General features: G+C 59.6%; 21 protein-coding genes. 10 read left to right on the forward strand and 11 right to left on the reverse strand.

Features of this window, described 5'->3' with window-relative positions:
- The 7 genes from ACYVHT_RS08860 to ACYVHT_RS08890 form a co-directional block, all read left to right on the forward strand.
- A partial coding sequence (locus ACYVHT_RS08860; protein ID WP_460550156.1) for a methyl-accepting chemotaxis protein occupies nt 1-3,101 on the forward strand: 3,101 nt, incomplete at its 5' end.
- A 58-nt stretch (nt 3,102-3,159) separates the two neighbouring features.
- On the forward strand, nt 3,160-3,690 hold the full coding sequence (locus tag ACYVHT_RS08865) for a chemotaxis protein CheW (protein WP_460550158.1): 531 nt from the start codon (nt 3,160-3,162) through the stop codon (nt 3,688-3,690).
- Between the two features lie 71 nt (nt 3,691-3,761).
- Complete coding sequence (locus ACYVHT_RS08870; RefSeq protein ID WP_460550160.1) at nt 3,762-4,145, forward strand: response regulator; 384 nt, start codon at nt 3,762-3,764, stop codon at nt 4,143-4,145.
- Nucleotides 4,146-4,250: 105 nt separating this feature from the next.
- Nucleotides 4,251-5,891, forward strand: a complete 1,641-nt coding sequence (locus ACYVHT_RS08875; protein ID WP_460550162.1) for a chemotaxis protein CheA — start codon at nt 4,251-4,253, stop codon at nt 5,889-5,891.
- Between the two features lie 69 nt (nt 5,892-5,960).
- A complete protein-coding gene (locus ACYVHT_RS08880) occupies nt 5,961-6,581 on the forward strand; it encodes a chemotaxis protein CheC (RefSeq protein WP_460550164.1) in 621 nt (206 codons plus the stop codon).
- A gap of 161 nt (nt 6,582-6,742) precedes the next feature.
- A complete protein-coding gene (locus ACYVHT_RS08885) occupies nt 6,743-7,834 on the forward strand; it encodes an agmatinase family protein (protein ID WP_460550166.1) in 1,092 nt (363 codons plus the stop codon).
- A 28-nt stretch (nt 7,835-7,862) separates the two neighbouring features.
- Nucleotides 7,863-8,201, forward strand: coding sequence for a phage holin family protein (locus tag ACYVHT_RS08890; protein ID WP_460550168.1), 339 nt, complete (start codon nt 7,863-7,865; stop codon nt 8,199-8,201).
- Between the two features lie 81 nt (nt 8,202-8,282).
- On the opposite strand, the gene murA is transcribed toward ACYVHT_RS08890, so the two are convergent.
- From murA to ACYVHT_RS08905, 3 genes are all read right to left on the reverse strand, one after another.
- Entirely contained in the window at nt 8,283-9,587 is a 1,305-nt protein-coding gene (murA, locus tag ACYVHT_RS08895) for a UDP-N-acetylglucosamine 1-carboxyvinyltransferase (RefSeq protein WP_460550170.1), read from the reverse strand.
- A 131-nt stretch (nt 9,588-9,718) separates the two neighbouring features.
- Nucleotides 9,719-10,453 carry a DUF4290 domain-containing protein gene (locus ACYVHT_RS08900; RefSeq protein ID WP_460550172.1) on the reverse strand — a complete coding sequence of 245 codons (735 nt, stop codon included), beginning with the start codon at nt 10,451-10,453 and terminating at the stop codon, nt 9,719-9,721.
- Nucleotides 10,454-10,657: 204 nt separating this feature from the next.
- Nucleotides 10,658-12,907: an ATP-dependent helicase gene (locus ACYVHT_RS08905; RefSeq protein ID WP_460550174.1), complete on the reverse strand. Its 2,250-nt coding sequence runs from the start codon at nt 12,905-12,907 to the stop codon at nt 10,658-10,660.
- 102 nt (nt 12,908-13,009) lie between these two features.
- Here ACYVHT_RS08905 and ACYVHT_RS08910 point away from each other — a divergent pair, with 102 nt between their 5' ends.
- On the forward strand, nt 13,010-13,591 hold the full coding sequence (locus ACYVHT_RS08910) for a DUF3109 family protein (RefSeq protein ID WP_460550176.1): 582 nt from the start codon (nt 13,010-13,012) through the stop codon (nt 13,589-13,591).
- 100 nt (nt 13,592-13,691) lie between these two features.
- Here ACYVHT_RS08910 and ACYVHT_RS08915 read toward each other — a convergent pair whose 3' ends face one another.
- Entirely contained in the window at nt 13,692-14,150 is a 459-nt protein-coding gene (locus tag ACYVHT_RS08915; protein WP_460550178.1) for a peptidylprolyl isomerase, read from the reverse strand.
- Nucleotides 14,151-14,322: 172 nt separating this feature from the next.
- On the opposite strand from ACYVHT_RS08915, the gene ACYVHT_RS08920 reads away from it, so the two are divergent.
- Entirely contained in the window at nt 14,323-14,958 is a 636-nt protein-coding gene (locus ACYVHT_RS08920) for a fasciclin domain-containing protein (protein WP_460550180.1), read from the forward strand.
- 133 nt (nt 14,959-15,091) lie between these two features.
- On the opposite strand, the gene rsgA is transcribed toward ACYVHT_RS08920, so the two are convergent.
- The 4 genes from rsgA to ACYVHT_RS08940 all read right to left on the reverse strand — a co-directional run bounded on the left by rsgA (nt 15,092) and on the right by ACYVHT_RS08940 (nt 19,343).
- Nucleotides 15,092-16,051: a ribosome small subunit-dependent GTPase A gene (rsgA, locus tag ACYVHT_RS08925; RefSeq protein ID WP_460550182.1), complete on the reverse strand. Its 960-nt coding sequence runs from the start codon at nt 16,049-16,051 to the stop codon at nt 15,092-15,094.
- A 2-nt stretch (nt 16,052-16,053) separates the two neighbouring features.
- Complete coding sequence (locus tag ACYVHT_RS08930) at nt 16,054-17,304, reverse strand: 3-deoxy-D-manno-octulosonic acid transferase (RefSeq protein ID WP_460550184.1); 1,251 nt, start codon at nt 17,302-17,304, stop codon at nt 16,054-16,056.
- 44 nt (nt 17,305-17,348) lie between these two features.
- Complete coding sequence (locus ACYVHT_RS08935; protein ID WP_460550186.1) at nt 17,349-17,933, reverse strand: peroxiredoxin; 585 nt, start codon at nt 17,931-17,933, stop codon at nt 17,349-17,351.
- Between the two features lie 126 nt (nt 17,934-18,059).
- Nucleotides 18,060-19,343 (reverse strand): amino acid kinase family protein, encoded by a 1,284-nt coding sequence (locus tag ACYVHT_RS08940; RefSeq protein ID WP_460550188.1) that lies wholly within the window; start codon nt 19,341-19,343, stop codon nt 18,060-18,062.
- Nucleotides 19,344-19,549: 206 nt separating this feature from the next.
- Here ACYVHT_RS08940 and fbp point away from each other — a divergent pair, with 206 nt between their 5' ends.
- Nucleotides 19,550-20,620, forward strand: coding sequence for a class 1 fructose-bisphosphatase (gene fbp, locus ACYVHT_RS08945; RefSeq protein ID WP_460550190.1), 1,071 nt, complete (start codon nt 19,550-19,552; stop codon nt 20,618-20,620).
- A gap of 78 nt (nt 20,621-20,698) precedes the next feature.
- Here the strand turns inward: fbp and ACYVHT_RS08950 are convergent, their stop codons facing one another.
- The 3 genes from ACYVHT_RS08950 to yihA form a co-directional block, all read right to left on the reverse strand.
- The gene (locus ACYVHT_RS08950; RefSeq protein WP_460550192.1) at nt 20,699-21,316 is read right to left on the reverse strand and encodes a DUF5606 family protein; all 618 of its coding nucleotides are present in this window, start codon (nt 21,314-21,316) and stop codon (nt 20,699-20,701) included.
- 124 nt (nt 21,317-21,440) lie between these two features.
- Nucleotides 21,441-21,899, reverse strand: coding sequence for an energy transducer TonB (locus tag ACYVHT_RS08955; protein ID WP_460550194.1), 459 nt, complete (start codon nt 21,897-21,899; stop codon nt 21,441-21,443).
- 84 nt (nt 21,900-21,983) lie between these two features.
- Nucleotides 21,984-22,604 carry a GTP-binding protein gene (gene yihA, locus ACYVHT_RS08960; protein ID WP_460550196.1) on the reverse strand — a complete coding sequence of 207 codons (621 nt, stop codon included), beginning with the start codon at nt 22,602-22,604 and terminating at the stop codon, nt 21,984-21,986.
- Nucleotides 22,605-22,965 lie beyond the last annotated feature (361 nt).

Here is a 22,965-nt window from a genome sequence, read left to right on the forward strand (position 1 = left end):
TGCGCGACATTGCCAACGTGGCCACGGCCGTGGCCAAAGGCGACCTGACACAGACCGTTACCGTCGATGTAAAGGGCGAGTTCCTGCAGCTCAAGCAGAACCTGAACCAGATGGTGGACTCGCTCAACCTCTTCGCCGGCGAGGTAACCCGCGTGGCCCAGGAAGTAGGCACGGAGGGCAAGCTCGGCGGTCAGGCCTCGGTGCCGAACGTAGCCGGCGTGTGGAAGGCCCTCACCGATAACGTAAACGACATGGCGGCGGCTCTCACCTCGCAGGTGCGCGACATTGCCAACGTGGCCACCGCCGTAGCGCGCGGCGACCTGAGCCAGAAGATGACGGTGAACGTGAAGGGCGAAATCCTGGAGCTGAAAAACATCCTCAACCAGATGGTGGACTCGCTCAACATCTTCGGCGACGAAGTAACCCGCGTGGCCCGCGAAGTGGGCACCGAAGGCAAGCTGGGCGGCCAGGCCGTGGTGCCCCGCGTCGGCGGCACCTGGAAAGAGCTGACCGACAACGTGAACACGATGGCCAGCAACCTGACGAGTCAGGTGCGCGACATTGCCAACGTGGCCACCGCCGTATCGAAAGGCGACCTTTCGCAGAAAGTAACAGTCGATGTTAAGGGCGAGCTGCTGGACCTGAAGGACAACCTGAACCAGATGGTGGACTCGCTCAACATCTTTGCCGGTGAGGTAACCCGCGTGGCCCGCGAAGTGGGTACCGAAGGGATTCTGGGTGGCCAGGCCAACGTGCCCAAGGTTTCGGGCACCTGGAAAGACCTGACCGACAACGTGAACACGATGGCCAGCAACCTGACGAGCCAGATGCGCGACATTGCCAACGTGGCCACCGCCGTAGCCAAAGGCGACCTGAGCCAGAAAATTACGGTGAATGTGCGCGGTGAGCTGCTCCAGCTGAAGGAAAACCTCAACGAGATGGTGGACTCGCTCAACATCTTCGGCGACGAGGTAACCCGCGTGGCCCGCGAGGTAGGTACCGAAGGCAAGCTGGGCGGCCAGGCCAAAGTGCCCAACGTGCGCGGCACCTGGAAAGACCTGACCGACAACGTGAACACGATGGCCAGCAACCTGACCAGTCAGGTGCGCGACATTGCCAACGTGGCCACCGCCGTATCGCGCGGCGACCTCAGCCAGAAGGTTTCGGTGAACGTCAACGGCGAGCTGCTGGACCTGAAGGACAACCTGAACCAGATGGTGGACTCGCTCAACCTCTTCGCCGGCGAGGTAACCCGCGTGGCCCAGGAAGTAGGCACGGAGGGCAAGCTCGGCGGTCAGGCCAGCGTGCCCAGCGTGGCCGGCGTGTGGAAAGACCTGACGGACAACGTAAACTACATGGCCTCCAACCTCACCACGCAGGTACGGGGCATTGTGAAAGTAGTAACCGCCGTTTCGAAAGGCGACCTCACCCAGAAGCTGACCCTCGAAGCCAAAGGTGAAGTAGCCGAGCTGGCCGACACCATCAACCGCATGGTGGACGACCTTAACCGCCTCGCCTCCGAAGTAAGCCGCGTGGCCAAAGTGGCCGGGGTAGAGGGCAAGCTCACCGAGCGCGCCACGGTAGGCGGCGTGTCGGGCTCCTGGAAAGAGCTGGTGGATACGCTCAACGCGCTGATTGAAAGCATCGCCTCGCCGGTGCTGGAAGTGAGCCGCGTGGTGCGCGCCATCTCCGAGGGCGACCTGACGCAGCGCGTGGAAGTGCCCACCACGGGCGACATCCTCGCCATGTCGAACGCCCTGAACCTGGCCGTGGAAAACCTGAATGAGCTGCTCGGCGAAATCAATGACTCCTCGCAGATTGTAGGGACTTCTTCAGAAGAAATGGCCGGTAAGGGCCAGGAAATGAGCCGGGTGACTGTCGATGTGGCCCTGGCCATGCAGCAGATGGCCGAAGGCGCACAGAACCAGGCATTGAAAACGGACCAGGCCTTTAAGCTGATTGAAGAAATCATGCAGGCCACCAAAGAAACCGCCAACAAGGCCGATGTGGTGAACAAATCGGCTATCCTGGGTGAGCAAACTTCGCAACTGGGCCTGAAAACGGTGGCCGAAGTGGTGAAAAACATGGAGGAAATCTCCAGCGCCGCCGGTCAGACGGCCCGCACCATCGAAGTGCTGAGCACTCGGTCGGGCGAAATCAGCAAGTCGCTGGGGGTAATTACTGACATTGCCTCGCAAACCAACCTGCTGGCCCTGAACGCCGCCATTGAGGCCGCCCGCGCCGGGGAAGCCGGCCGGGGCTTTGCCGTAGTAGCCGAAGAAATCCGCAAGCTGGCCGAAGGCTCCCGCAAGTCGGCCAACGAGATTGCCACGCTGGTAGAAGACGTTCGGAAGGACACTACCTCGGCGGCAACGGCCATTTCGACCATGGAAGGCCGGGTACTCAAGGGCAAGAATGCGACGTTTGAAGCCAGCTCGGCCTTTAAGAACATTGCCACCAGCTCGGGCGAAACCCTGCGCACCTCGCGCGACATCCTCACGGCCACCGAGGTGCAGAAAACATCCATAGGCGATGTGGTGAAGTACGTAGAGGAAGTGGTGGCCATTGCCGAGCAAACGGCCACCGGCACGCAGCAGGTGGCTGGCACGGCCAAGCAGCTCTCGACGGCTATGCAGGAGCTGACCACCAGCTCGCAGCGCCTCACCGATATTGCCGACGACCTGCAGGCCGGTCTCGAAACCTTCCAGCTCAGCTCCTACACCTATGAGCCCGAGCCGGAGCCGGAACCCGTGCGCCGCCGCATCAGCATCCGCCGCGATTATGAGCAGGCTATGCCGCAAGCGCAGGCCAATAGTGCCGTACGGCGCAGCGCCAACGGCCGGCCCGAGGCCGCTCCCGCTAGCGAAAATGGGCATGCCGAACGAGCCATGCGCCGCCGGGGAGCGCCTGAAGCCGCGCCCGCAGCCAGTGCCCGCACGGAGCGCTCTGCGCGGCCCACGGCCGATGCCGAAAGGGGAGCCTCGCCTGCTTCGCGGCTGGCGAAGGCCAAGTCGGCGGTCAAAGCTGGTCCGGGCAAAGCGACAACCAATGGCCAGCCCGCCAAGGAATCTGCCCCGAAATCGAAAGCCAAAAGCAAATAGCCTGTCAAGTCTGACCAGGTAATCTGGCCGGATAATGCACTAAGCCTTACTAAATTAAATGGCTGATACTGAACTGGCGGCTTCGCCGTCCAAAGCCGAGCGTGCCAAACCCGTCGAGATGGTGCAGCTGATTGTTTTTCGGCTGGGCGATGAAGACTACGGCATTCGCATTGAGCAAGTGAAGGAGGTGACGGTAACGCCCGAAGTGGCGCGCATGCCCAAGACCCCGCCCTTTATCAAGGGCATTGCCAACCTGCGCGGCGACATCATTGCTATTCTCGATTTGGAGGAGCGTTTTCGGCTACGGCCGGCCGGGCGGCCCTTGCCCGAGCGCAGCTACACCGTGGCCGTAGAGGCCGCCGACTACACACTTGGCCTGGTGGTGCGGGAGGTGCCGCGGCCCCTTACCCTGCCCCTGAGCCAGATTGAGCCCGCGCCGGAATTCGTGCAGGATGCCGGCACCCGCGACAAATACCTGGAAGGCATCGCCAAGCTGCCCGATGGCAACATCATCATCGTGCTGGATATGCGTAAGCTCCTGACTCCTAGTGAGGTGATGCGCCTGCCGGGTAAAACCGTATCTAAGTAGCCGCGCACCCGTACAACCCGTGCCCGACCACAGAATCGGCCACTTACTGAAATCAAATTCTCCCCAATTCCATGAATAAGCGCATCCTCATCGTTGACGACTCTTTTTACATGCGTACGATGCTCAAGAACATGCTCACCGATGCCGGCTATGAAGTAGTGGGCGAAGCCGCCAATGGTGCGCAGGCCGTGGAAATGGCAACCTCCACCTCACCCGACCTGATTACCCTCGATGTGATTCTGCCCGATAACACCGGCCTTGACGTGCTCAAGAGCCTGCGGCAGGTGCAGCCCAGCGCCAAAGTAGTGATGTGCAGTGCGGTAGGCCAGGAAGTTATTGTGAACGAAGCCATTGAGAATGGCGCCCTGGCTTACATTGTGAAGCCCTTCTCGGAAGAAAAAGTGCTGGAAATTGTAGGTTCTGCCCTGCAAAACGACACCGAACAAACCGCGTAACGTGACTCGACAATGCCCCGATGTAGCAGCTCAACCCGCCGGCCACGGCGGGGCAGGAGCGTGTGCGCCGGGTAGTGAGGTACACTGTTTTCCCGATTCCGGCCAATGAAAACGCGCGACCAGGAATACCGGGAAATGTTTATGGCCGAGGCCCTGGAGTATTACGACTCCATGAGCCGGCACCTGAGCGAGCTGGAGCGCAACCCCAATGCCGGGCCTGCGCTCAATGAGCTGTTCCGGCTCATGCACAACCTCAAGGCCAATGCCCGCGCCATGGGGTTCACGGACCTGGGCGAGATGGCGCACCACCTCGAAACCCTGTTCGGGCTGATTCGGGACCAGCAGCGCACTTTTAGCGGCGACCTGACGCGTGTGGTGTTTACCGGCGTCGACACCATGGGCACCATGATTCGGGCCATCGGTGCGAGCCAGCCCCTGCCCGATGCCAAAGCCCTCATTGAAAACCTGGACCGATTGGTGCGCGGCGAAGAGCCGGTTTTTGAAGAGGACGAGGCTGCTGAAACCGAAGAGGAAGCCGGTAAAAAGATGGAGCTTTCGGACCTGGTTTATATTCAGGTCAAAAAGCTTGACAATCTGTTGAATCTGGTGGGCGAATTGGTCATCGACCGCGACCGGATTATGACCCTGGCGCAGGAGCTGGACAACCCGGCGCTGCTTGCCACTGCGCAACACTTGTTTCGGATTTCCGACGACCTGCAGTACAGCGTGATGGATGCCCGTCTGGTTGGCGTAGGGGTGTTGCTGAATAAATTTCCCCGCGTGGTGCGGGACGTGGCTACCGCCGAGGACAAGGAGGTAGAGCTGACCCTGAGTGGTCAGGATGTGCAGATTGACCGCAACATTCTGCAAATCATTACCGATGCGCTGTTGCACCTGGTGCGCAACGCCGTCAGCCACGGACTGGAAACCAAGGAGCAGCGCCTGCAGGCCGGCAAGTCGGTCGTGGGCCACCTCACGCTCTCGGCCCTGACCGAACGCGACGACGTACTCATTCAGGTACGCGACGATGGGCGGGGTATCGACACCGAAGCCGTGCGCCGCAAGGCCGTGGAGCGCGGTCTCACCACGGCCAGCATTGCAGCCACGCTCGACGAGCAGGCGGTATGGGCTTTCCTGTTTGAGCCTGGGTTTTCAATGGCTTCCAAAATTACGGATATCTCCGGCCGGGGCGTGGGGCTGGATGTGGTGAAGCTGGCCTTGGATTCGCTGGGCGGACAGCTGCGTGTGGAATCGGAGCTGGGCACGGGCACTACGTTCACGCTGGTGCTGCCTACCTCCATTGCCGTGAAAGGCGCTTTGCTGGTAGAAGTCGACAGCCGGCCCTACGCCGTGCCGCTCATGCACACGGATACCGTGCTGGCTCTGCAATCGGACCAGATTTCGGTAGTGGGGGGCGTATTGATTACGCACCTGCAGGGCCAGCCGGTGCCCCTGGCCCCGCTACGCCTGCTGCTGAACGACGAAGGCGACGAAGCCCTGCCTTTGGCCACCCGCGACGATGTGCAGGGCACCCAGCAGGTACTGGTCGTCAACTACAACAACCGCCGATTGGGTCTGGTCGTTGACCGCTTCATCCGTCAGCAAAATATTGTCATCAAGCCCCTGAGCAAACCACTCGACACCATCGACTTATTTGGTGGTGTTACCCTGCTGGGCAGCGGGCAGGTATGCCTGGTACTCGACGTGCCGGCGCTCACCCGCCTGTTTATTACCAAACGCCCGTAACTTTCCCTTTCTTTCACCCCCAGTCCTCGCCGCTGTACTTTCCCTATATTTGACGTTATGGATTTATCGATGACCGACTTAGAGCGTGATATAATCCGCGAGATTTTGAATATTGGTCTGGCCCGCGCCGCCGATTCATTTGCCGTGATTGCCCAGGAGCGGGTGCTGCTGGAAGTGCCCAACATCGACTTGTTGGTGAGCGACGATATCCTGCGCAAAGTGCGTGAATATCAGTCCCGCCACGTCCCTATTCAGTCCGATATTCGCGGTGATTTCAACGGCACGACGCTCATGTTTTTCTCGGGCCAGCATGTGCAGCGCCTTTCGCGGGTGTGCCTGCGCATGCAAACTCCGGAAACGCTGGAAGTGAACGAGCTGCAGGAGTCGCTGCTGCTTGAAATCAGCAACATTATTACCGGAGCACTGGTAACGCAGCTGGCCAACATCCTCAAAGCCAATATCTACGGGGCACCGCCCATCGCGCCGCGCGGCGATATTGCCGAGAACATGCAGAACCTGCTGCCGGCCCAGCAGCTCCAGCCGCTGATTTTCTCGGTTATCACGCAGTTCTCGGACCGCGACAACACCGTGGAACTGCCGCTGATGCTGTTTTTTGACCGGGTGACGTTTGTGAAAATTCTCGACATCATCCGCAGCTACGACTTTCTGGGAAGCCAGATGTCAGCCTAAAAAGCGTATTGCCAGAGAACGTCATGCCGGGCTTGTCGAAGCACCCCAACAGGGATAGTAACTGATTACTTTCCCGCTGTTGATGCCCCGACAGGCCCGGCATGGCGTTTTTTACCTTTTTCGTTCGTTTTTCCCTTTTAAGTTTCCCCGCAACTACTCCCATGTCTAAAGCCGACGCTCTCGCCCAAAAAATAGCTTCCTTCGACCCCAACGCGCCCGGCGATGCCGACGGTGGCCTGTTCGGCCTGCCATTCACCGCCGAGGAAGCCCAGGTAGTAGTAGTGCCCGTGCCCTGGGAAGTGACCGTGAGCTACCGCGCCGGCACCGCCGAAGGCCCCGCTGCCATCCGCGAGGCTTCTTTGCAAGTGGATTTGTATGACTCCGACGTGCCCAATGCCTGGAAGCTGGGCCTGGCCATGGAAGAGGAAGACGAAACCATTGCCGCCGCCAGCCGCGAACTGCGCCCGCTGGCCGCTGATTACATTACCTGGCTGGAAGAAGGCCAGCCCGAAGCCGGCCAAAAGAAATTTGACGGCGCGCCCGCCAAAATCACGGCCGAAGGCGACAAGGTGCTGAAGTGGCTGAAGGACAAGACCGGCGCCCTGCTCGATGCCGGCAAAGGCGTGGTGGTGCTGGGCGGCGACCACAGCACGCCGCTGGGCTACCTGCACGCCTTGGCCGAGCGCCACGAAGAATTCGCCATTCTGCAGTTCGACGCGCATTGCGACCTGCGCCCGGCTTATGAAGGCTTTAAATACTCGCACGCCAGCATCATGTACAACGCGTTGGAGCTGCCGCAGGTGAAGAAGCTGGTGCAGGTGGGCATTCGCGACTTCTGCCAGCAGGAGGCCGACCTCATCGACCAGTCCAACGGCCGGGTGGCGCTGTTCAGCCAGCGGTTTCTGAGCGACGAGAAATTCGGCAAGAAATCCTGGAAGAAAGTGTGCGGCAAAATCATTGCTCAGCTGCCCAAGAAAGTCTACATCAGCTTCGACATCGACGGGCTGGACCCCAAGCTGTGCTCCGGCACCGGCACGCCGGTGCCCGGCGGCCTGGAGTTTGAAGAAGCCACCTACTTGCTGCGCAGCATTGTGCGCGAGGGCATTCAGATAATTGGCTGCGACCTGAACGAAGTAGCGCCCGGCGACACCGAGTGGAATGCCATCGTGGGGGCTCGTCTGCTCTACCAACTTTGTAACTGGATGGCCGTATCTCAGGGACGTTTGTCGGCAAAAGGCATGGCAACGGAATAGTTTTCTCACCCTTCAACCCCCTGTTGCGATGGTCGGTTTTATTCTCAAGTTTATTCTCACGGCTGTATTGGTGTACGGCCTCAGCAAGGTGCTGCCGGGCGTATCGCTCGCCGGCCTCGACAGTGCCGCCATTCTGGTGGTCGTGCTGGGCATCCTGAACGCCATTGTGAAGCCCATACTGAAAATCCTGGGTTTTCCCATCACCGTGCTCACCCTCGGGCTTTTTCTGCTGGTCATCAACGTCATCATCGTGAAGCTGGCCGATTACCTGATGAGCAGCTTTTCAGTCGATGGCTTTTTCTACGCGCTGTTGTTCAGCCTGGCGCTGTCGGTGGTGAATGCCATTGTGGATTTGGTGATGGACTAGAGGCCAACACCCTGGCAAAAAGAAAGGCCTCCCGCGACTGCGGGAGGCCTTTCTTTTTGCGTCGAGCTGTTTTGCCGCCGCTTACACCCGGCGGATATCGGCGCCCAGCGCGGTGAGGCGCTCGTCGATGTGCTGGTAGCCCCGGTCAATCTGCTCCACGTTGAGGATGGTGCTGGTGCCTTCGGCCGAAAGGGCGGCAATGAGCAGGGCCACGCCGGCCCGGATGTCGGGCGACGTCATGGTGATGCCGCGCAGGCGCGTGCGCTGGTCGAGGCCGATGACGGTGGCGCGGTGCGGGTCGCAGAGAATAATCTGCGCGCCCATGTCGATGAGCTTGTCCACGAAAAACAGGCGCGACTCGAACATTTTCTGGTGGATGAGGACCGTGCCCTTGGCCTGGCAGGCCACCACCAGCACAATGCTCAGCAAATCGGGCGTGAAGCCCGGCCAAGTATGGTCCGAAACCGTGAGAATGGAGCCGTCAAGGTAGGTGGCGATTTCGTAGTGGTCCTGCGCGGGAATGTAAATGTCGTCGCCCCGGAATTCAATCTGAATGCCCAGCTTGCGGAAGGTATCCGGAATGAGGCCCAGCTCGGGAATCTGGCAGTCTTTGATGGTAATTTCGGAACCCGTCATGGCCGCCAGGCCGATGAAGGAACCGATTTCAATCATGTCGGGCAGCATGCGGTGCTCGGTGCCGCCAAGGCTTTCCACGCCTTGGATGGTGAGCAGGTTGGAACCAATGCCTTGGATATTAGCACCCATGCGTACCAGCATGCGGCACAGCTGCTGCAGATAAGGCTCGCAGGCGGCGTTGTAGATGGTGGTGGTGCCTTCGGCCAGCACGGCGGCCATCAGGATGTTGGCCGTGCCCGTTACGGAGGCTTCGTCCAGCAGCATGTGCGTGCCGGTCAGCTTGCCGTCTACCTTGATGCGGTAGAAATCGGTGCCTTCCAGGGTGAGCTTGCCGCCGAGCTTTTCGAGGCCCAGAAAGTGCGTATCCATCGGCCGGCGGCCAATTTTGTCGCCGCCCGGCTTGGGCAGCTGGCAGCGGCCGTAGCGGCCCAGCATCGGCCCCAGAATCATCACCGAGCCGCGCAAAGCGCCCGCCTGAGCTACAAACTCCGGCGAATCCATGTAGTCGAGGTTGACATTCTCGGCCTGGAAACGGTAGGTATCGGAGGCCAGCTTGCCCACTTTCACGCCCATGTCGCGCAGCAGCTCGATGAGCTTGTTGACGTCGCGGATGTCGGGAATATTGCTGATGGTAACGGGCTCGGGAGTGAGGAGAACCGCGCAGAGAATCTGGAGCGCTTCGTTTTTAGCGCCCTGGGGCGTGATTTCGCCGCGTAGCGCTTTGCCGCCGCGTACTTCAAATGCTGCCATGTAAATGGAAATTAAAAATCTGTCATCCTGAGCGCAGCGAAGGACCTTACCGCGTCAGGACGACTCGTCGCCGGCCCGGGAGGGATAAAGTCCTTCGCTGCGCTCAGGATGACAGCAATGAAAATAAAAAGTTACTGCGGCGGCTGCTGCGGCTCCTGGCTGCGGCCTTTCTTGCGCTTTTTGCCGTTTTTATTGCCAAAGCCGTTGCCCCGGCCGTCGCGGTTGTCGCGGCCTTCGCGCCGGTCCCGGCCTTCGCGCTGCTGGGGCTGCGGCACAATGAAAGCGGGCGTACGGCCCGTGCCGGCGGGCATCTCGAAGAGATTTTCCGCATCCACCACGGCCGGGTCGAGGCGGAGCTGGCCGCCCGAGAGCTCGCTCAAATGCCGCAGGATGGTCACATCCTTCGCGTTTTCCTTGTTGTGCTGGCGGTACAGGAATTTCATCGTCCGGCCAATCTGCACGGTGGCTTGCTCGCGCTCGGCGGCATCTTCCAGCGTCAGGGCTTTGGCAATAAGGGCTTCGATGGCAGCACCGTAGGCCCGCAGCTTGGGCGCCGTGCGCGGGTAGGGCACGCGGGCCGGCTTTTCGGTGCGCACCGTGAGGCTGCGCAGCGGCACCGGCGCTTCCAGCGCAACGTCTTCGCCGGCCAGGGCGTGCAGGTGGTTCCAGAGGCGGGTCTGGATTTCGGGCAAATCGCGCAGGGTCGGCTGCAGGCGCAGCATCAGCTGCACAATCTGCGTGGCGCGCCTGGTGCGCTCGGCCACATCCTCAATATCCTTGAGGCCCTGAATGAGCTGGTAGGTGCTGTGCCCGTATTCGCGCACCAGCAACTGCAGGTGGAAGGGCAGGGAATTAATATCGGTCATAGAAAAACAGGGGAGAGGTCGCCGGGGGCGGGGCTCCGGCCAAAGATACGCAGTTGGGCGACGCACAGGGTAGAAAAGGTCGTCATGCTGAGCTTATCGAAGCAGCGCGGCTGCGCAACCCGTTAGCCACTGCCACAGCGAAGCGGCAGCGCTGCTGCGACAAGCTCAGCACGACGCGCTGGAAGAACACACCGGGCTGTTGCGCTAATGGACGCGCAGCTTGGCGAAGCTCAGCAGCAGCACTTTCTCGCCCACTTCCTCAAAGAGAATAGTGGCCTTGGTGGTGCCCTGCTGGGTTTCCAGCGCGTTCACCACGCCAAAGCCGAACTTGGCGTGCTCCACGCGCTGTCCGGTTTGCAGGTTGGAGGTATCGGAGGGCTTGAAATCGGGCGGCGCGACGTACTTCGTGGCCTGCACTTTACGGGGCGCGGTCGGAATCAGGTTCGAGCGCCGCTCAAAAACGTGCTGGAAGGTGCCCTCGCCCGCCGGGCCGGGGCCGGGCGCAAATTTAAAGTTGATGTACTGCGGGTCGATTTCGTCCAGAAAGCGGCTCTTCTCGCAACTGCGCAGGTTGCCCCACTGGTAGCGCGACGTGGCGTAGCTCAGCGTCAGCTTCTTTTCGGCCCGCGTGATGGCCACGTAAAACAGCCGGCGCTCTTCCTCCAAATCGGCCCGCGAGGTAATCATCATCTGGCTGGGAAACAGGTTTTCCTCCATGCCCACGATGTACACGTTGCGGAACTCCAGGCCTTTAGCCGAGTGAATGGTCATCAGCGTCACGGCTTCGCCTTCCTGCGCGGCATCTTTCAGGTCGGAGTCCGTTACCAGCGCAATATCCTGCAGGAACGCACCCAGGCTTTTGTCCTCGCGCTCTGGGTCGTCCACGTATTCCTTGATGCCGTTGAGCAATTCCTGAATGTTCTCGTAGCGCGAGAGCCCTTCGATGCTTTTATCGGCATACAATTCCTCCAGCATCCCCGAATTCTTGGCGATGAATTTGGCGGCTTCGAAGGCATCTTCCTTTTCCGCTACCACCACGTAGCTCTTGATTTTTTCGGCAAAGCCCACCACGGGGTTCGACACGCGCGCCGGCAGAAACTGGTCGGCGTTGGCCACCACTTCCCACAGCGTGTGGTTAGCCTCATCGGCGGTGGTAATGAGTTTGCTGATGGTCGTGTCGCCGATGCCACGCTTCGGGTAATTAATTACCCGGCGAATGGCCTGCTCGTCGTTCTGGTTGACGGTCAGGCGCAAATAGGCCACCAAATCCTTGATTTCCTTGCGCTGATAAAAGCTCAGGCCGCCAACAATCTTGTATTTGATATTTAATTTCCGCAACGATTCTTCCATCGCACGGCTTTGCGCGTTGGTGCGGTACAGAATGGCAAAATCGTCGTAGGAAAGATGCCCATTCATCTTGTCTTCGAAGATGGAAGTGGCCACCAATTTACCTTCCTCGTTGTCAGAAGCGGCTTTAATTACTTCAATCTGCGCGCCTTCCTCATTCTCCGAAAAAACGTCCTTGCGCAATTGCGCCTGGTTGTTTTTAATCACCGAATTAGCCGCCCACACAATATTTTTCGTGGAGCGGTAATTCTGCTCCAGTTTAAATACCTGCAATTCGGGATAATCTTTCTCGAAATTGAGAATGTTGGAAATATCCGCGCCGCGGAAAGCGTAAATGCTTTGCGCGTCGTCGCCTACCACGCAGATATTCCGCTCTTTAGCCGCCAGCTTGCGCGTAATTAAATACTGCGAATAGTTGGTGTCCTGGTACTCGTCCACCATCACAAACCGGAACATATTCTGGTATTTATTCAGAATATCGGCGTGGTCCCGAAACAGCACGTTGGTGTTGAACAGCAGGTCGTCGAAATCCATGGCGCCCGCCTTGAAGCAGCGCTGCTGGTACTGCTGATAGATGACCCCGATTTTGGGCCGCAGCGCCGCTTCATCGTCGGCTTTGATGGCCGGGTCGTTCAGGTATTGATTGTAGGAAATCAGCTTGTTTTTGGCGGCCGAAATCCGGCCCAGCACCAGGCTCGGCTTGTAGAGCTTGTCGTCCAGCTCCAGCTCCTTCACAATCTGGCCCACCAGGGTTTTCGAATCCTGCGAATCGTAGATGGTGAAGCTGCGCGGGAAGCCAATCTTATCGGCCTCGGAACGGAGAATTTTGGCAAATACGGAGTGGAAGGTGCCCATCCACAGGTTGCGGGCGGCGGGACCCACTACCTTTTCCACGCGGGCGCGCATCTCTTTGGCGGCCTTGTTGGTGAAGGTGAGGGCGAGGATATTGAACGGGTCGACGCCCTTTTCGAGCAGGTGGGCAATGCGATAGGTGAGCACTCGGGTTTTGCCCGAGCCGGCCCCGGCAATAATCATGCACGGGCCATCGGTTTGCATCACCGCAGCGCCTTGCGACGGGTTCAGAAGGGAAAGATAATCTAGGGCCATCAGCGAAATAAGCCGCCTTTTGAGCGGGTCTGCAAAGGTACTGCCCGGGGGGCGGGGGGCGAAAGGAATTTCTACCCCCGCCGCCGGGGTTATCTTTGCGTAATGATTATTATCCAGGAAACGGTCATCTCCGACGACATCGCCGACCATTTTTTTGTCTGCAACCTCGAAGCCTGCAAAGGGGCCTGCTGCGTGGAGGGCGACCTCGGCGCGCCCCTCGAAGAACCGGAGCTCAAGATTCTGGAGCAGGAGTACGCCAACATCAAGCCCTTCCTCACCGAAGCCGGCCAGGCGGCCATTGAGGCGCAGGGCCTGTACATCAAGGATTGGGAAGGCGACTACAGCACAACCACCATCGACGACAAAGAGTGCGCCTACGCCCTCTACGACGAGCGCGGCATTCTGAAATGCGGCATTGAGCAGGCTTATCTGGCGGGCGCCACTACGTTCAAAAAGCCCATCAGCTGCCATCTCTACCCCATTCGCATCACCAAGTACGAAGGCTTCGATGCGCTGAACTACGACCGGTGGGGCATCTGCAACCCGGCCTGCTCTTTCGGCGCCGAGCTGGGCGTGAAAGTGTATCAGTTCCTGAAGGAGCCGCTGATTCGCAAGTACGGCGAGGGCTGGTACGGGCAGCTGGTGCAGGAAATCGAGCACCCGGCGCCGGACGGGAAGAAGTAAAGCCTGACACCCTGAACGCAGTGAAGGACCTTATCACGCTCGAACAGCTTGTTCTGGCGTGGTAAGGTCCTTCACTGCGTTCAGGGTGTCAGGCGAGGCTCTATTCCTCCTTCACCACGATTCGTTCAATCTCGTCGTCGGCCTTAATCTGGTCGATGACGTCCAGGCCTTCTACCACTTTGCCGAAAACGGTGTGCACGCGGTCGAGGTGGGCGGTGTTGTCGCGCGAGTGCACGATGAAGAACTGCGAGCCACCGGTGTTTTTGCCGGCGTGGGCCATGCTCAGCACGCCGCGCTCGTGGTACTGGTGGCCGCCGCTGGTTTCGCAGTCGATTTTGTAGCCGGGGCCGCCGGTGCCGGGGCGGCCCGAAGCGCCCACGCGGGTGTTGGGGCAGCCGCCCTGAATCACGAAATTCGGGATGACGCGGTGGAAGGTCAGGCCATCGTAGTAGCCTTCTTTGGCCAAGTCGGTGAAGTTTTTCACGGTGTTCGGAGCGTCCTGCTCGTAGAACTCAACCTTCATAACGCCCTTTTTGGTGTGGATTTCGGCAGTTTTCACGAATGTGGGGATTTTAATGAATGAGGTGGATGTGCGAAGCCAATCGGCTTCCGCGGGACGAAGGTAACAACCCGGCCGACGTGGGAAACATCCGCCGCGGGCCGTTTCTTCGTAAGCGCAACGGCCCTATCGGCTTACACGCTTCAAACCATTTTTTCACAACACCCTTTTCATGAAAAAGCACTTCGCTCCCCTGATGGTCGCCCTGGCAGCTTCGCTGATGTTGGCCAGCTGCGGCAACGACAAACCCGCTACCACCGAAACCGAAACGGCCAGCACCGTCAACCCCGCCGATTCGCTTGCTGCGCTGGCCGGCGACTCGGCCCGCATGGCCAAGCCCGGCGGCGTAATGGTAGACGGCGTGGCCATGACGGCTGACAAAGACATCATCGACAATGCCATGGGCGCCAAAAGCGTGAGCACGCTGGTGGCCGCCGTGAAGCAGGCCGGCCTGGTCGAAACCCTGAAGGGCCCCGGTCCCTTCACCGTATTCGCGCCCACCAACGCGGCTTTCGATAAGCTGCCCAAGGGCGCGTTGGCCGGCCTGATGGATGAGGCCAGCAAAGCCAATCTGAAGGGTGTGCTTACCTACCACGTCATCCCCGGCCGCCTCGTAGCGGCTGACCTCAAGGATGGGCAGGAACTGACCACCGTGAACGGCGAGAAGCTGCACATCTCGGTGAAAGACGGCAAAGTAATGGTAAGCAACGGCAAAGACGCTCCTGCCACCGTGCAGATTGCCGACGTAATATCAAGCAATGGCGTGACCCACGTTATTGATGGCGTGGTGCTGCCGCTGGCCAAGTAGGTCGCTTCGCATAATGAGGAATGAGGAATGAGGAATGAGGAATGAGGAATGAGGAATGAGGAATGAGGAATTATCCCAGTGAAATTCCTCATTCCTCATTCCTCATTCCTCATTCCTCATTATGCCGCAGGCGTTAATGCCGGTTGTCCTCGCCGGCCAGCATGCTGAGGTAGCTGTCGTAGCGGGGGAGGGCAATGCGGCCCTGGTCCACGGCTTCGCGCACGGCGCAGCCGGGCTCGTGGGTGTGCTGGCAGTTGTGGTAGCGGCACTGGCCCAGCAGGGCGCGAAATTCGGGGAAATATCCGGCCAGCTCAGCGGGTGGCAGGTCCACGAGGCCCAGCTCTTTGATGCCGGGCGTGTCGATGATGAAGGTGCCGGGGCGCACTTCCAGCATCTCGGCAAAGGTGGTGGTGTGCACGCCTTTATCGGAAAAGTCGCTGATTTCGGCCGTTTTCAGGTCGAGGTCGGGCACCAGAGCGTTGATGAGCGTGCTTTTGCCCACGCCGGAGTGGCCGGCCAGCAGGCTCACTTTGCCATCCAGCAGCTGGTCGATTTCGGCCACGCCCTCGCCGGTGGTAGCGGCGCAGGTACGGCTGGGGTAGCCCAGGCTGGCGTACATGCCCGCAATTTCCGCCTGGTACTCAAACCCGTCGGCGTCGTACAAATCGGTCTTGTTGAAGAGCAGCGTGACGGGAATGTGGTACGCTTCGGCCGTGACCAGAAACCGGTCGATAAACCCGAACGAGGTGGCCGGCGACACCAGCGTGACGACCAGCAGCGCCTGGTCCAGATTGGCGGCCACGATGTGGACGTGGCCGGTTTTGTGCACCGATTTGCGCACGATGTAGTTGCGGCGCGGCGCAATGTGCGCGATAACGCCCGCGCCCTCCGTCTGGGCTTCCACCGTGAATTCGACGTGGTCGCCCACGGCCAGGGGGTTGCTGGCTTTCAGGCCTTTGATTTTGAACTTGCCGCGCAGACGGCAGCGGTGCAGTTGGCCATCCTCGGCCCCGCGCACGAGGTACCAGGAGCCGGTAGATTTCACGACGGTGCCGTGCAGCACTTTCAGAGCAGTTGGGGCCGGAGTATCCACGGTCAGGAGTTGGTGAGGCCGGGCAATGCGGCCATGATGGTACGGGTGGCGCCGGCCTGCTCGTGCACGTAGTCGAGCATGGTGTCCTGCAGGCGCAGGCGGGCATCTTCATGCTCCCACAGGTAGCGAAACGCCTTATCCAATTCTTCAGCGTCGTGGACCGGAAAGGCGCATTTCAGCTCCACCAATTCAATGGCTTCCTGAAACTTAGCATACGTTGGCCCAAAGAACAGGGGCAACCCAAAAGCTGCTGCTTCCAGCGTGTTGTGCAGGCCCTTGCCGAAGGCCCCGCCGATGTAGGCAAACTTGCCAAATCGATAGAGCTGGCTCAGCAGGCCCACGTTATCGAACAGCAGAATGCGGGCCTGGGCCACGGTGGCGGCATCGGCCTGTGAGTAGCGCACCACCCGGCCCGGCAAGGCTTCTTCCACCAGGCGCAGGTTGGTTTCGCTGATTTCGTGCGGCGCTACCAACACGCGCAAGTCGTTTTGATAGCGCTGCAACAGCGGCGTGAGGGCGGGCAAATCTTCGGGCCAGCTGCTGCCTGCCACCAGCACCGGCGCGCCATCGGCCACGAAAGCATCGACCACGGGCAGGTGGCGCGGCGGCGCGGCGGCCGTGGCCACCACCGTATCGAAGCGCGTGTCGCCGGCCACGCTCACCCGCGTCAGGCCAATGCCGCGGAGCAGCGCGGCCGAGGTTTCAGTCTGGGTGAAAATATGGGCGAAGCGCGTGAGGATTTTCCGGAAAAAGCCGCCCCAGGGCTTGAAGAAAATCTGCTCGGCCCGGAAAATTGCCGACACCACTATGGCCGGAATGCCGCGCCGATGCGCCTCATTCAGAAAGTGATACCAGAACTCGTACTTCACAAACACCACCAGCCGGGGTTGCACCACGTCGAGGAAAGCGCGGGCATTGCGGCGCGTGTCCAGCGGCAGGTAGAAGATGTAGTCGGCCCCCGGCCAGCTTTTGCGGATTTCATAGCCCGAAGGCGAGAAAAAAGTGAGAACGATTTTAGTGCCCGGATAAGCCTTGCGGTAGGCCTCCATCAAGGGGCGGCCCTGCTCAAACTCGCCCAGCGAGGCGCAGTGAAACCACACGCGGGGCGCGGGGTCGTTGCCAATGGTTTGGCGAATATGGTGTAGCAGGCCACGACGGCCGGCCACCCAGGCCGCCGCCTTGGGCACAAACGGCGCTGCCAGGCGCAGCAGCAGGCCGTACAGGCCCAGCGCAATGTTGTAGAGAAGTAACAAGCCCCAAAATTACGCAACGCGGGCGTAGTCGATGTTTTCGGCCATTATTTCGCAGTATCGGCTTCCCAATCGACGGGGCAGGCCTCGCCGTTCTTCTCGTAGAACTGCAGCGCGTCAATCATCCGGAGGGCTTCATTCAGGCTGCGGCCCAGCGGCCGGTCGTTCACCAGCTGGTGCCGCACAATACCGTCGCGGTCTATCAAAAACAGGCCCCGGTAAGCCATCGGGGAGCCCACGAAGGTCATTTCAGCCTGTTCGGTGTAGTCGTAGTGGCCGCCCAGCACGTCGTAGTTGGCCGAAATGGTTTTGGTCGCATCGGCTACCAGCGGGTACTTCACGCCGGCAATGCCGCCCTGGTCGCGGGGCATTGCCTGCCAGGCCAGATGGGCGTATTGCGAGTCGGTAGAGCAGCCCACCACGGCCACGCCCCGGCTTTCAAATTCTTCCAGGCGGTCCTGAAAAGCCAGGATTTCGGTAGGGCACACGCGGCTGAAATTGGCCGGATAGAAGTAGAACAGCACATGCTTCTTGCCGAGGTAGCGGTCCAGTGAAAAATCTTCTTCGAGCTTGCCATCAATTACGGCCGTGGCCTTAAAGGAAGGGGCGCGCTTGCCCACGAGAACTGCCATTGCGGAGAGGGAAAAAGAATGGTTGTTTAAAGTAGCTGCCTGTCATCCTGAGCCTGGCGAAGGATAACAGGCGGTTTAATTGATGACAAACGGTTTAGCTACAGCTTGGTTATGCGCGGGCCTTCTTCAGGCCTGACACACAAACTGGAACGTGTTGCGGGTGCGCTGCTCCAGCAGCAGGCGTTTTCCGGCCGTGAGGCGGCTGATGCTGGCCGCGTCGTAATTTTTAATCGTAAACAGCGTCAGGCCCGCGTTGTAGTGGAGGGTAAATTGTTCGCGCAGCAAATCGAGCAGCGCATGAATGCGGCGCTCCGAAAAATCGGTGCACACCGAAAAGCTGATGGCCGAGTTCTGCATCAGATTAATCTTGAGCTTGGCCTGCGCCAGCGCCCCAAAAATCACCGCCAGATTCTCCTCCGAGATAAACGAAAAATCTTTGCTGGCGAAGGACACCAGGCACTGGTCCGTTTTGCGGATGTAGGCCGGGGCCAGCGCCGGATGCTGGCAGTCGTGAATGAGCGTGCCGTCGGCCGCAGGGTCCACAAACGACTTCACGCGCAGCGGAATGTTGCGCTCGGCCAGCGGCTTCAGCGTTTTGGGGTGAATAACCGACGCGCCGTAATACGCCATTTCGATGGTTTCGCGGTAGCTGATTTCGGGGTAGCGCACCGTGTCCGGGAAAATTTTGGGGTCGGCATTGAGCAGGCCGGGCACGTCTTTCCAGATGGTCACGCCCTCGGCCCGCAGGCAGTAGGCCAGGATGGCGGCCGTGTAGTCGGAGCCCTCGCGGCCGAGGGTGGTGGTAGCGCCGCTGGCGGTCGAACCCAGAAATCCTTGCGTAACAACCGGGCCTTTGGCCAGCATAGCGGGCACCGCTGCCCGAACAGCCGTTTCGGTAGCAGACCAGTTCACCTGGCCTTCGCGCCAGGTTTTATCGGTCCGGATAAGGGGGCGGCAGTCCAGCCAGATTTCGTTTTGGCGGGTTGACAGGGCAAAGGCCACCAAGCGGGAGGACAGCAGTTCGCCCAGGCTCACAATCTGGTCGTACTGCTTGTCGTAGTCAAGCTCCTTAGTTACTTCGGTTAGCAGTTGGTTAAGGTCTTCCAGCAATTCATGCAGGTCATCGTATAAGTTCTGCACGATTCCCATGCTGTCGGCCCCGAATTGTCTGCTTAATTCCGATGCCGTGGAAAGATGGAATTCCTTTAAGTGCGTGACCTTATTAGCGTAGCTTTTGCCATCGTAGGCTAACTGGTAAATCTCCTCCAGCGCATTGGTCGTCTTGCCCATGGCCGATACCACAATCAGTAGCGGCCCGCTGTGCGCCTGCACGATGCTGCGCAAATTGAGAATGGCCGCCGCGTCCTTCACCGAGGCGCCCCCGAATTTGTAAACCTGCAAATTTTCCATGGGCGGCAAAGGTAGGAGAGGCCGCAAGCAATGCCGAAATCAGGCGAAAACTTCTGCAGCGAAGCCCGGAAAACCACTCCCAAAGGCAACCGTTTGCGCTTCGAAAATAGCATTGTCACGGCCATTTTTAGGAGAAAAATATTGCCTTCTCTGGAGTAGCTTTGTCAGACGTTCCTGCCTCACTCATTTTGTTATCCCCACCGCTTATGGACCACAATAAACTGGCCCTGCCCGTCGGCACCACGCTCGACCGCTTTATCATGCGCAAGCAAGAAGATTTTCCCTACGCCACGGGAGAATTGTCGCAGCTGCTGCGTGACATTGCGCTGGCCGCCAAAATCGTCAACCGCGAAATAAATCGCTCCGGCCTCATCGACATTGCCGGCGCCTACGGCAGCCAGAACGTGCAGGGCGAAGACCAGCAGAAGCTCGACGTCATTGCCAACATTCGCTTCATCCGCGCCCTGCGCAACGGCGGCGAAGTGTGCACCATCATCTCCGAAGAAGACGACGAGATGATTCAGACCGGCAACAACCAAGGCAAGTACGTAGTGGCCATCGACCCGCTCGACGGCTCGTCGAACATCGACGTGAACGTGAGCATCGGCACCATTTTCAGCATCTACCGCCGCGTGTCGCCTACCGGCCGCGAAGGCACCGCCGCCGACTGCCTGCAGCCCGGCACCCACCAGGTGGCCGCCGGCTACGTCATCTACGGCTCCAGCACCATGCTGGTGTACACCACGGGAAACGGCGTCAACGGCTTCACCTACGAGCACTCGCTGGGCGAATTCTTTCTCTCGCACCCCGACATTCAGACGCCCAAAACCGGCAATATCTACTCCATCAACGAGGGCAGCTCCGACTCTTTCTCGCCCGGGGTGGCCGCCTTTGTGCAGCAGTGCAAGAACCAGAACTTCTCGGCCCGCTACATTGGCTCGCTGGTGGCCGATTTCCACCGCAACCTGCTCAAAGGCGGCATCTACGTGTACCCCGCCACGGCCAAAGCCCCCAACGGTAAGCTGCGCCTCATGTACGAGTGCAACCCCCTGGCTTTCATTGTGGAGCAGGCCGGCGGCAAGAGCAGCAACGGCACCCAGCGCACCATGGAAATCGAGCCCAAAGTGCCGCACGAGCGTTGCCCCGTCTTCATCGGCAGCAAAGAGCTGGTCGAGCAGGCCGAAGCCCTGATTGCCAAAGCCAGCCAGCCGCAGGCCGAAGAACCCAAAGAGAAAGCGGCGAAGGAAATCCCCGTGAAAGTGGCCGTCGCCAAGTAGCGCTATCAAACAAGAAGACACAAAAAAGCCCTTCCTGAAAATCAGGAAGGGCTTTTTTGTGATGGAATCCGGAGCCGACTACTCGGCCTTCTTGCGGCTTTTCTTCGCCGGGGCGGCGGCCTCGGGGTTGCCCTCGGCGGCCGGGGCTACATCGGCAGCCGGAATCACGCCGCCGGTGCTCAGGGGCTCGTCGGCGCTGGGCTCGGGGGCTTTGGCCGCTTTTTTCGACTTGGCTTTCGGCGCTTCTTCAACGGCTTCGGCAGCCGGCGCGTCTTCCGTCGCCTCGGTGGCCGCCGGGGCTGCCACGTAGGGGCGGTGCTTGCTCACGATGCCGTACCAGCTGGCCAGCTTCTTGATGTCGGACAGGTACACCCGCTCGCGGTCGTAGTCCGGAATCACACCCGCCAGGAAGTCGGTCAGCTCGCCTTCGCTCGATTTGGAGGTAACGGGCGAGGCCGCGCCGTGCTTCTGGTAAATGCGCTCGAACACTTCCGTCAGCGGCACCGTTTCGTTGGGGTCCTGGGTGTAGATGGAAATTTCCGACAGCAGCGACACTTTGTTGCGGGCCGGGGCCAGCGTGCGGGTCGCTTTCTCGTCGAGGCTTTCCACCAGCACGCCGTGGCGTGCGGCGCGCACCAGGCGGTACAGGCCGGGCATGCCGCTGATGGCGGCCAACTCTTGCAATTCGTAGGGCATTGTAACGTAAATGAGGAATGAAAAATGAGGAATGAAGAATGAGGAACGAAAAACGAATGCCGGCCCTACGGCCATTCTTCATTCCTCATTCCTCATCCTTCATTCAACAGGGCAAAACTACGGACTATTGTCCTTCCAACGCGTTCGAGCCGGTCACGCCGAGCTTGAACACGATGGGCAGGCTGGCCCGGATGGGCAGCTCGGGCCGCTTAAACTTCAGCAGGCGCACCACCCGCAGGGCTTCTTCGCCGGTGCCGCCGCCCAGCTGCTTCACAATGCGCAGGTCCTGCATCGTGCCATCGGCATTGAGCTGGAAGCTGATGATGCATTGGCCCTGAATGCGGTTGCGCTTGGCCAGCGGCGGGTATTTCAGCTCCTTGGCAATAAACTCGTACATCGCCGCCTGGCCGCCTTCGTAGTATTCGGCCACCGGAATGGACTTGCCCACCGAGCCGATGCCGGTGCCTTGCTCCGTCTGCGACTTGGGCGGGGTGGTGTTGGGAGTTGTTTGGGCGGCGGCCGGCGCGGCAGCCACCAGCAACAGGCCCAGGGCCAGCTGCGGAAGGGAAATGTTTTTGGTCATGATGAAATAAAAGAGGGGCGGAGGGATAAGAAAGCCAGATGAACCGGCCGGGTTCAGGGCGCGGTTGGCAATTTAAGGGCCAATCTACGCATTGGCTGCGGCATCCTCCTTCCACTGCTGGTTTACTTCCTCAATAAAGCCCAGCACCTCCTCGCGCCCCAGCCGGCTTTCGGCCGAAGTCACGAAGTAGCGCGGCAGCTCGTCCCAGATTTCGCTCATTTTGCGCAGGTACTCGGCCAGCAGCGCCCGGGTCTGGGCCGTCGATTGCTTATCGGCCTTCGTGAATATCATCACGAACGGAATGCCTTCTTCGCCCAGCTTTTCCATGAATTCCAGGTCCACGGCCTGCGGTGCGTGGCGCGAGTCGATGAGGACGCACACGCACATCAGGTTGGGCCGGTTGCGCAAATAGTAATTAATCATCTTTGCCCATTCGGCGCGGGCGGCTTTGCTCACCTTCGCGTAGCCGTAGCCCGGCAAATCGACCAGATACCAATTATCGTTAATAACGAAATGATTAATTAATTGTGTCTTGCCGGGGGAGGCAGAAGTTTTTGCCAAACCATTTCGCCCGGTCAGCATATTTATCAACGACGATTTTCCGACGTTGGAACGGCCAATAAAGGCGTATTCGGGCATGGTAGGGGCCGGGCACAGGTCTGCCCGCGAATTACTCGTCAGGAATTGGGCATCGTGAATAAGCATGAAATAAGGGAATTAAATAGGGCCTGTGTGGGCCGCAAAATTACACCCGAATGCCAGCCGAAGCCGGACAAATAAAAATGCTGCCATGAATGGCTATTTCAGTGGCGCTTCTATATTTGCGCGGCATGCCTGCCAAACAAGCGGGCCGCTGCTCCCGCACTCGACCACCGTTGAATGGCCGATATTTTGCTCCAAAACCGCTTTTCGCAGGCCGGCCGTCTATCTTTGCCCGCCAGTGGTCACTTCCTGGCGCCAGTTGGCGGGGCTATTATTATCTGTTGGGCACGGTTACCTTCTGCGCAAATGTGCATTAAAGCCTAACCCTGCCGTGGTTTTTCAGTATAAGCCCAAAATATAGTCC

This window comes from Hymenobacter daeguensis (assembly GCF_054780555.1).

What these genes read in the sequence shown, in the direction of transcription:
- ACYVHT_RS08865 (WP_460550158.1), top strand. Translation starts at nt 3,160, where the DNA reads ATGGCTGATACTGAACTGGCGGCTTCGCCGTCCAAAGCCGAGCGTGCC.
- ACYVHT_RS08870 (WP_460550160.1), top strand. Translation starts at nt 3,762, where the DNA reads ATGAATAAGCGCATCCTCATCGTTGACGACTCTTTTTACATGCGTACG.
- ACYVHT_RS08875 (WP_460550162.1), top strand. Translation starts at nt 4,251, where the DNA reads ATGAAAACGCGCGACCAGGAATACCGGGAAATGTTTATGGCCGAGGCC.
- ACYVHT_RS08880 (WP_460550164.1), top strand. Translation starts at nt 5,961, where the DNA reads ATGACCGACTTAGAGCGTGATATAATCCGCGAGATTTTGAATATTGGT.
- ACYVHT_RS08885 (WP_460550166.1), top strand. Translation starts at nt 6,743, where the DNA reads ATGTCTAAAGCCGACGCTCTCGCCCAAAAAATAGCTTCCTTCGACCCC.
- ACYVHT_RS08890 (WP_460550168.1), top strand. Translation starts at nt 7,863, where the DNA reads ATGGTCGGTTTTATTCTCAAGTTTATTCTCACGGCTGTATTGGTGTAC.
- murA (WP_460550170.1), bottom strand. Translation starts at nt 9,587, where the DNA reads ATGGCAGCATTTGAAGTACGCGGCGGCAAAGCGCTACGCGGCGAAATC.
- ACYVHT_RS08900 (WP_460550172.1), bottom strand. Translation starts at nt 10,453, where the DNA reads ATGACCGATATTAATTCCCTGCCCTTCCACCTGCAGTTGCTGGTGCGC.
- ACYVHT_RS08905 (WP_460550174.1), bottom strand. Translation starts at nt 12,907, where the DNA reads ATGGCCCTAGATTATCTTTCCCTTCTGAACCCGTCGCAAGGCGCTGCG.
- ACYVHT_RS08910 (WP_460550176.1), top strand. Translation starts at nt 13,010, where the DNA reads ATGATTATTATCCAGGAAACGGTCATCTCCGACGACATCGCCGACCAT.
- ACYVHT_RS08920 (WP_460550180.1), top strand. Translation starts at nt 14,323, where the DNA reads ATGAAAAAGCACTTCGCTCCCCTGATGGTCGCCCTGGCAGCTTCGCTG.
- ACYVHT_RS08935 (WP_460550186.1), bottom strand. Translation starts at nt 17,933, where the DNA reads ATGGCAGTTCTCGTGGGCAAGCGCGCCCCTTCCTTTAAGGCCACGGCC.
- ACYVHT_RS08940 (WP_460550188.1), bottom strand. Translation starts at nt 19,343, where the DNA reads ATGGAAAATTTGCAGGTTTACAAATTCGGGGGCGCCTCGGTGAAGGAC.
- fbp (WP_460550190.1), top strand. Translation starts at nt 19,550, where the DNA reads ATGGACCACAATAAACTGGCCCTGCCCGTCGGCACCACGCTCGACCGC.
- ACYVHT_RS08950 (WP_460550192.1), bottom strand. Translation starts at nt 21,316, where the DNA reads ATGCCCTACGAATTGCAAGAGTTGGCCGCCATCAGCGGCATGCCCGGC.
- ACYVHT_RS08955 (WP_460550194.1), bottom strand. Translation starts at nt 21,899, where the DNA reads ATGACCAAAAACATTTCCCTTCCGCAGCTGGCCCTGGGCCTGTTGCTG.
- yihA (WP_460550196.1), bottom strand. Translation starts at nt 22,604, where the DNA reads ATGCTTATTCACGATGCCCAATTCCTGACGAGTAATTCGCGGGCAGAC.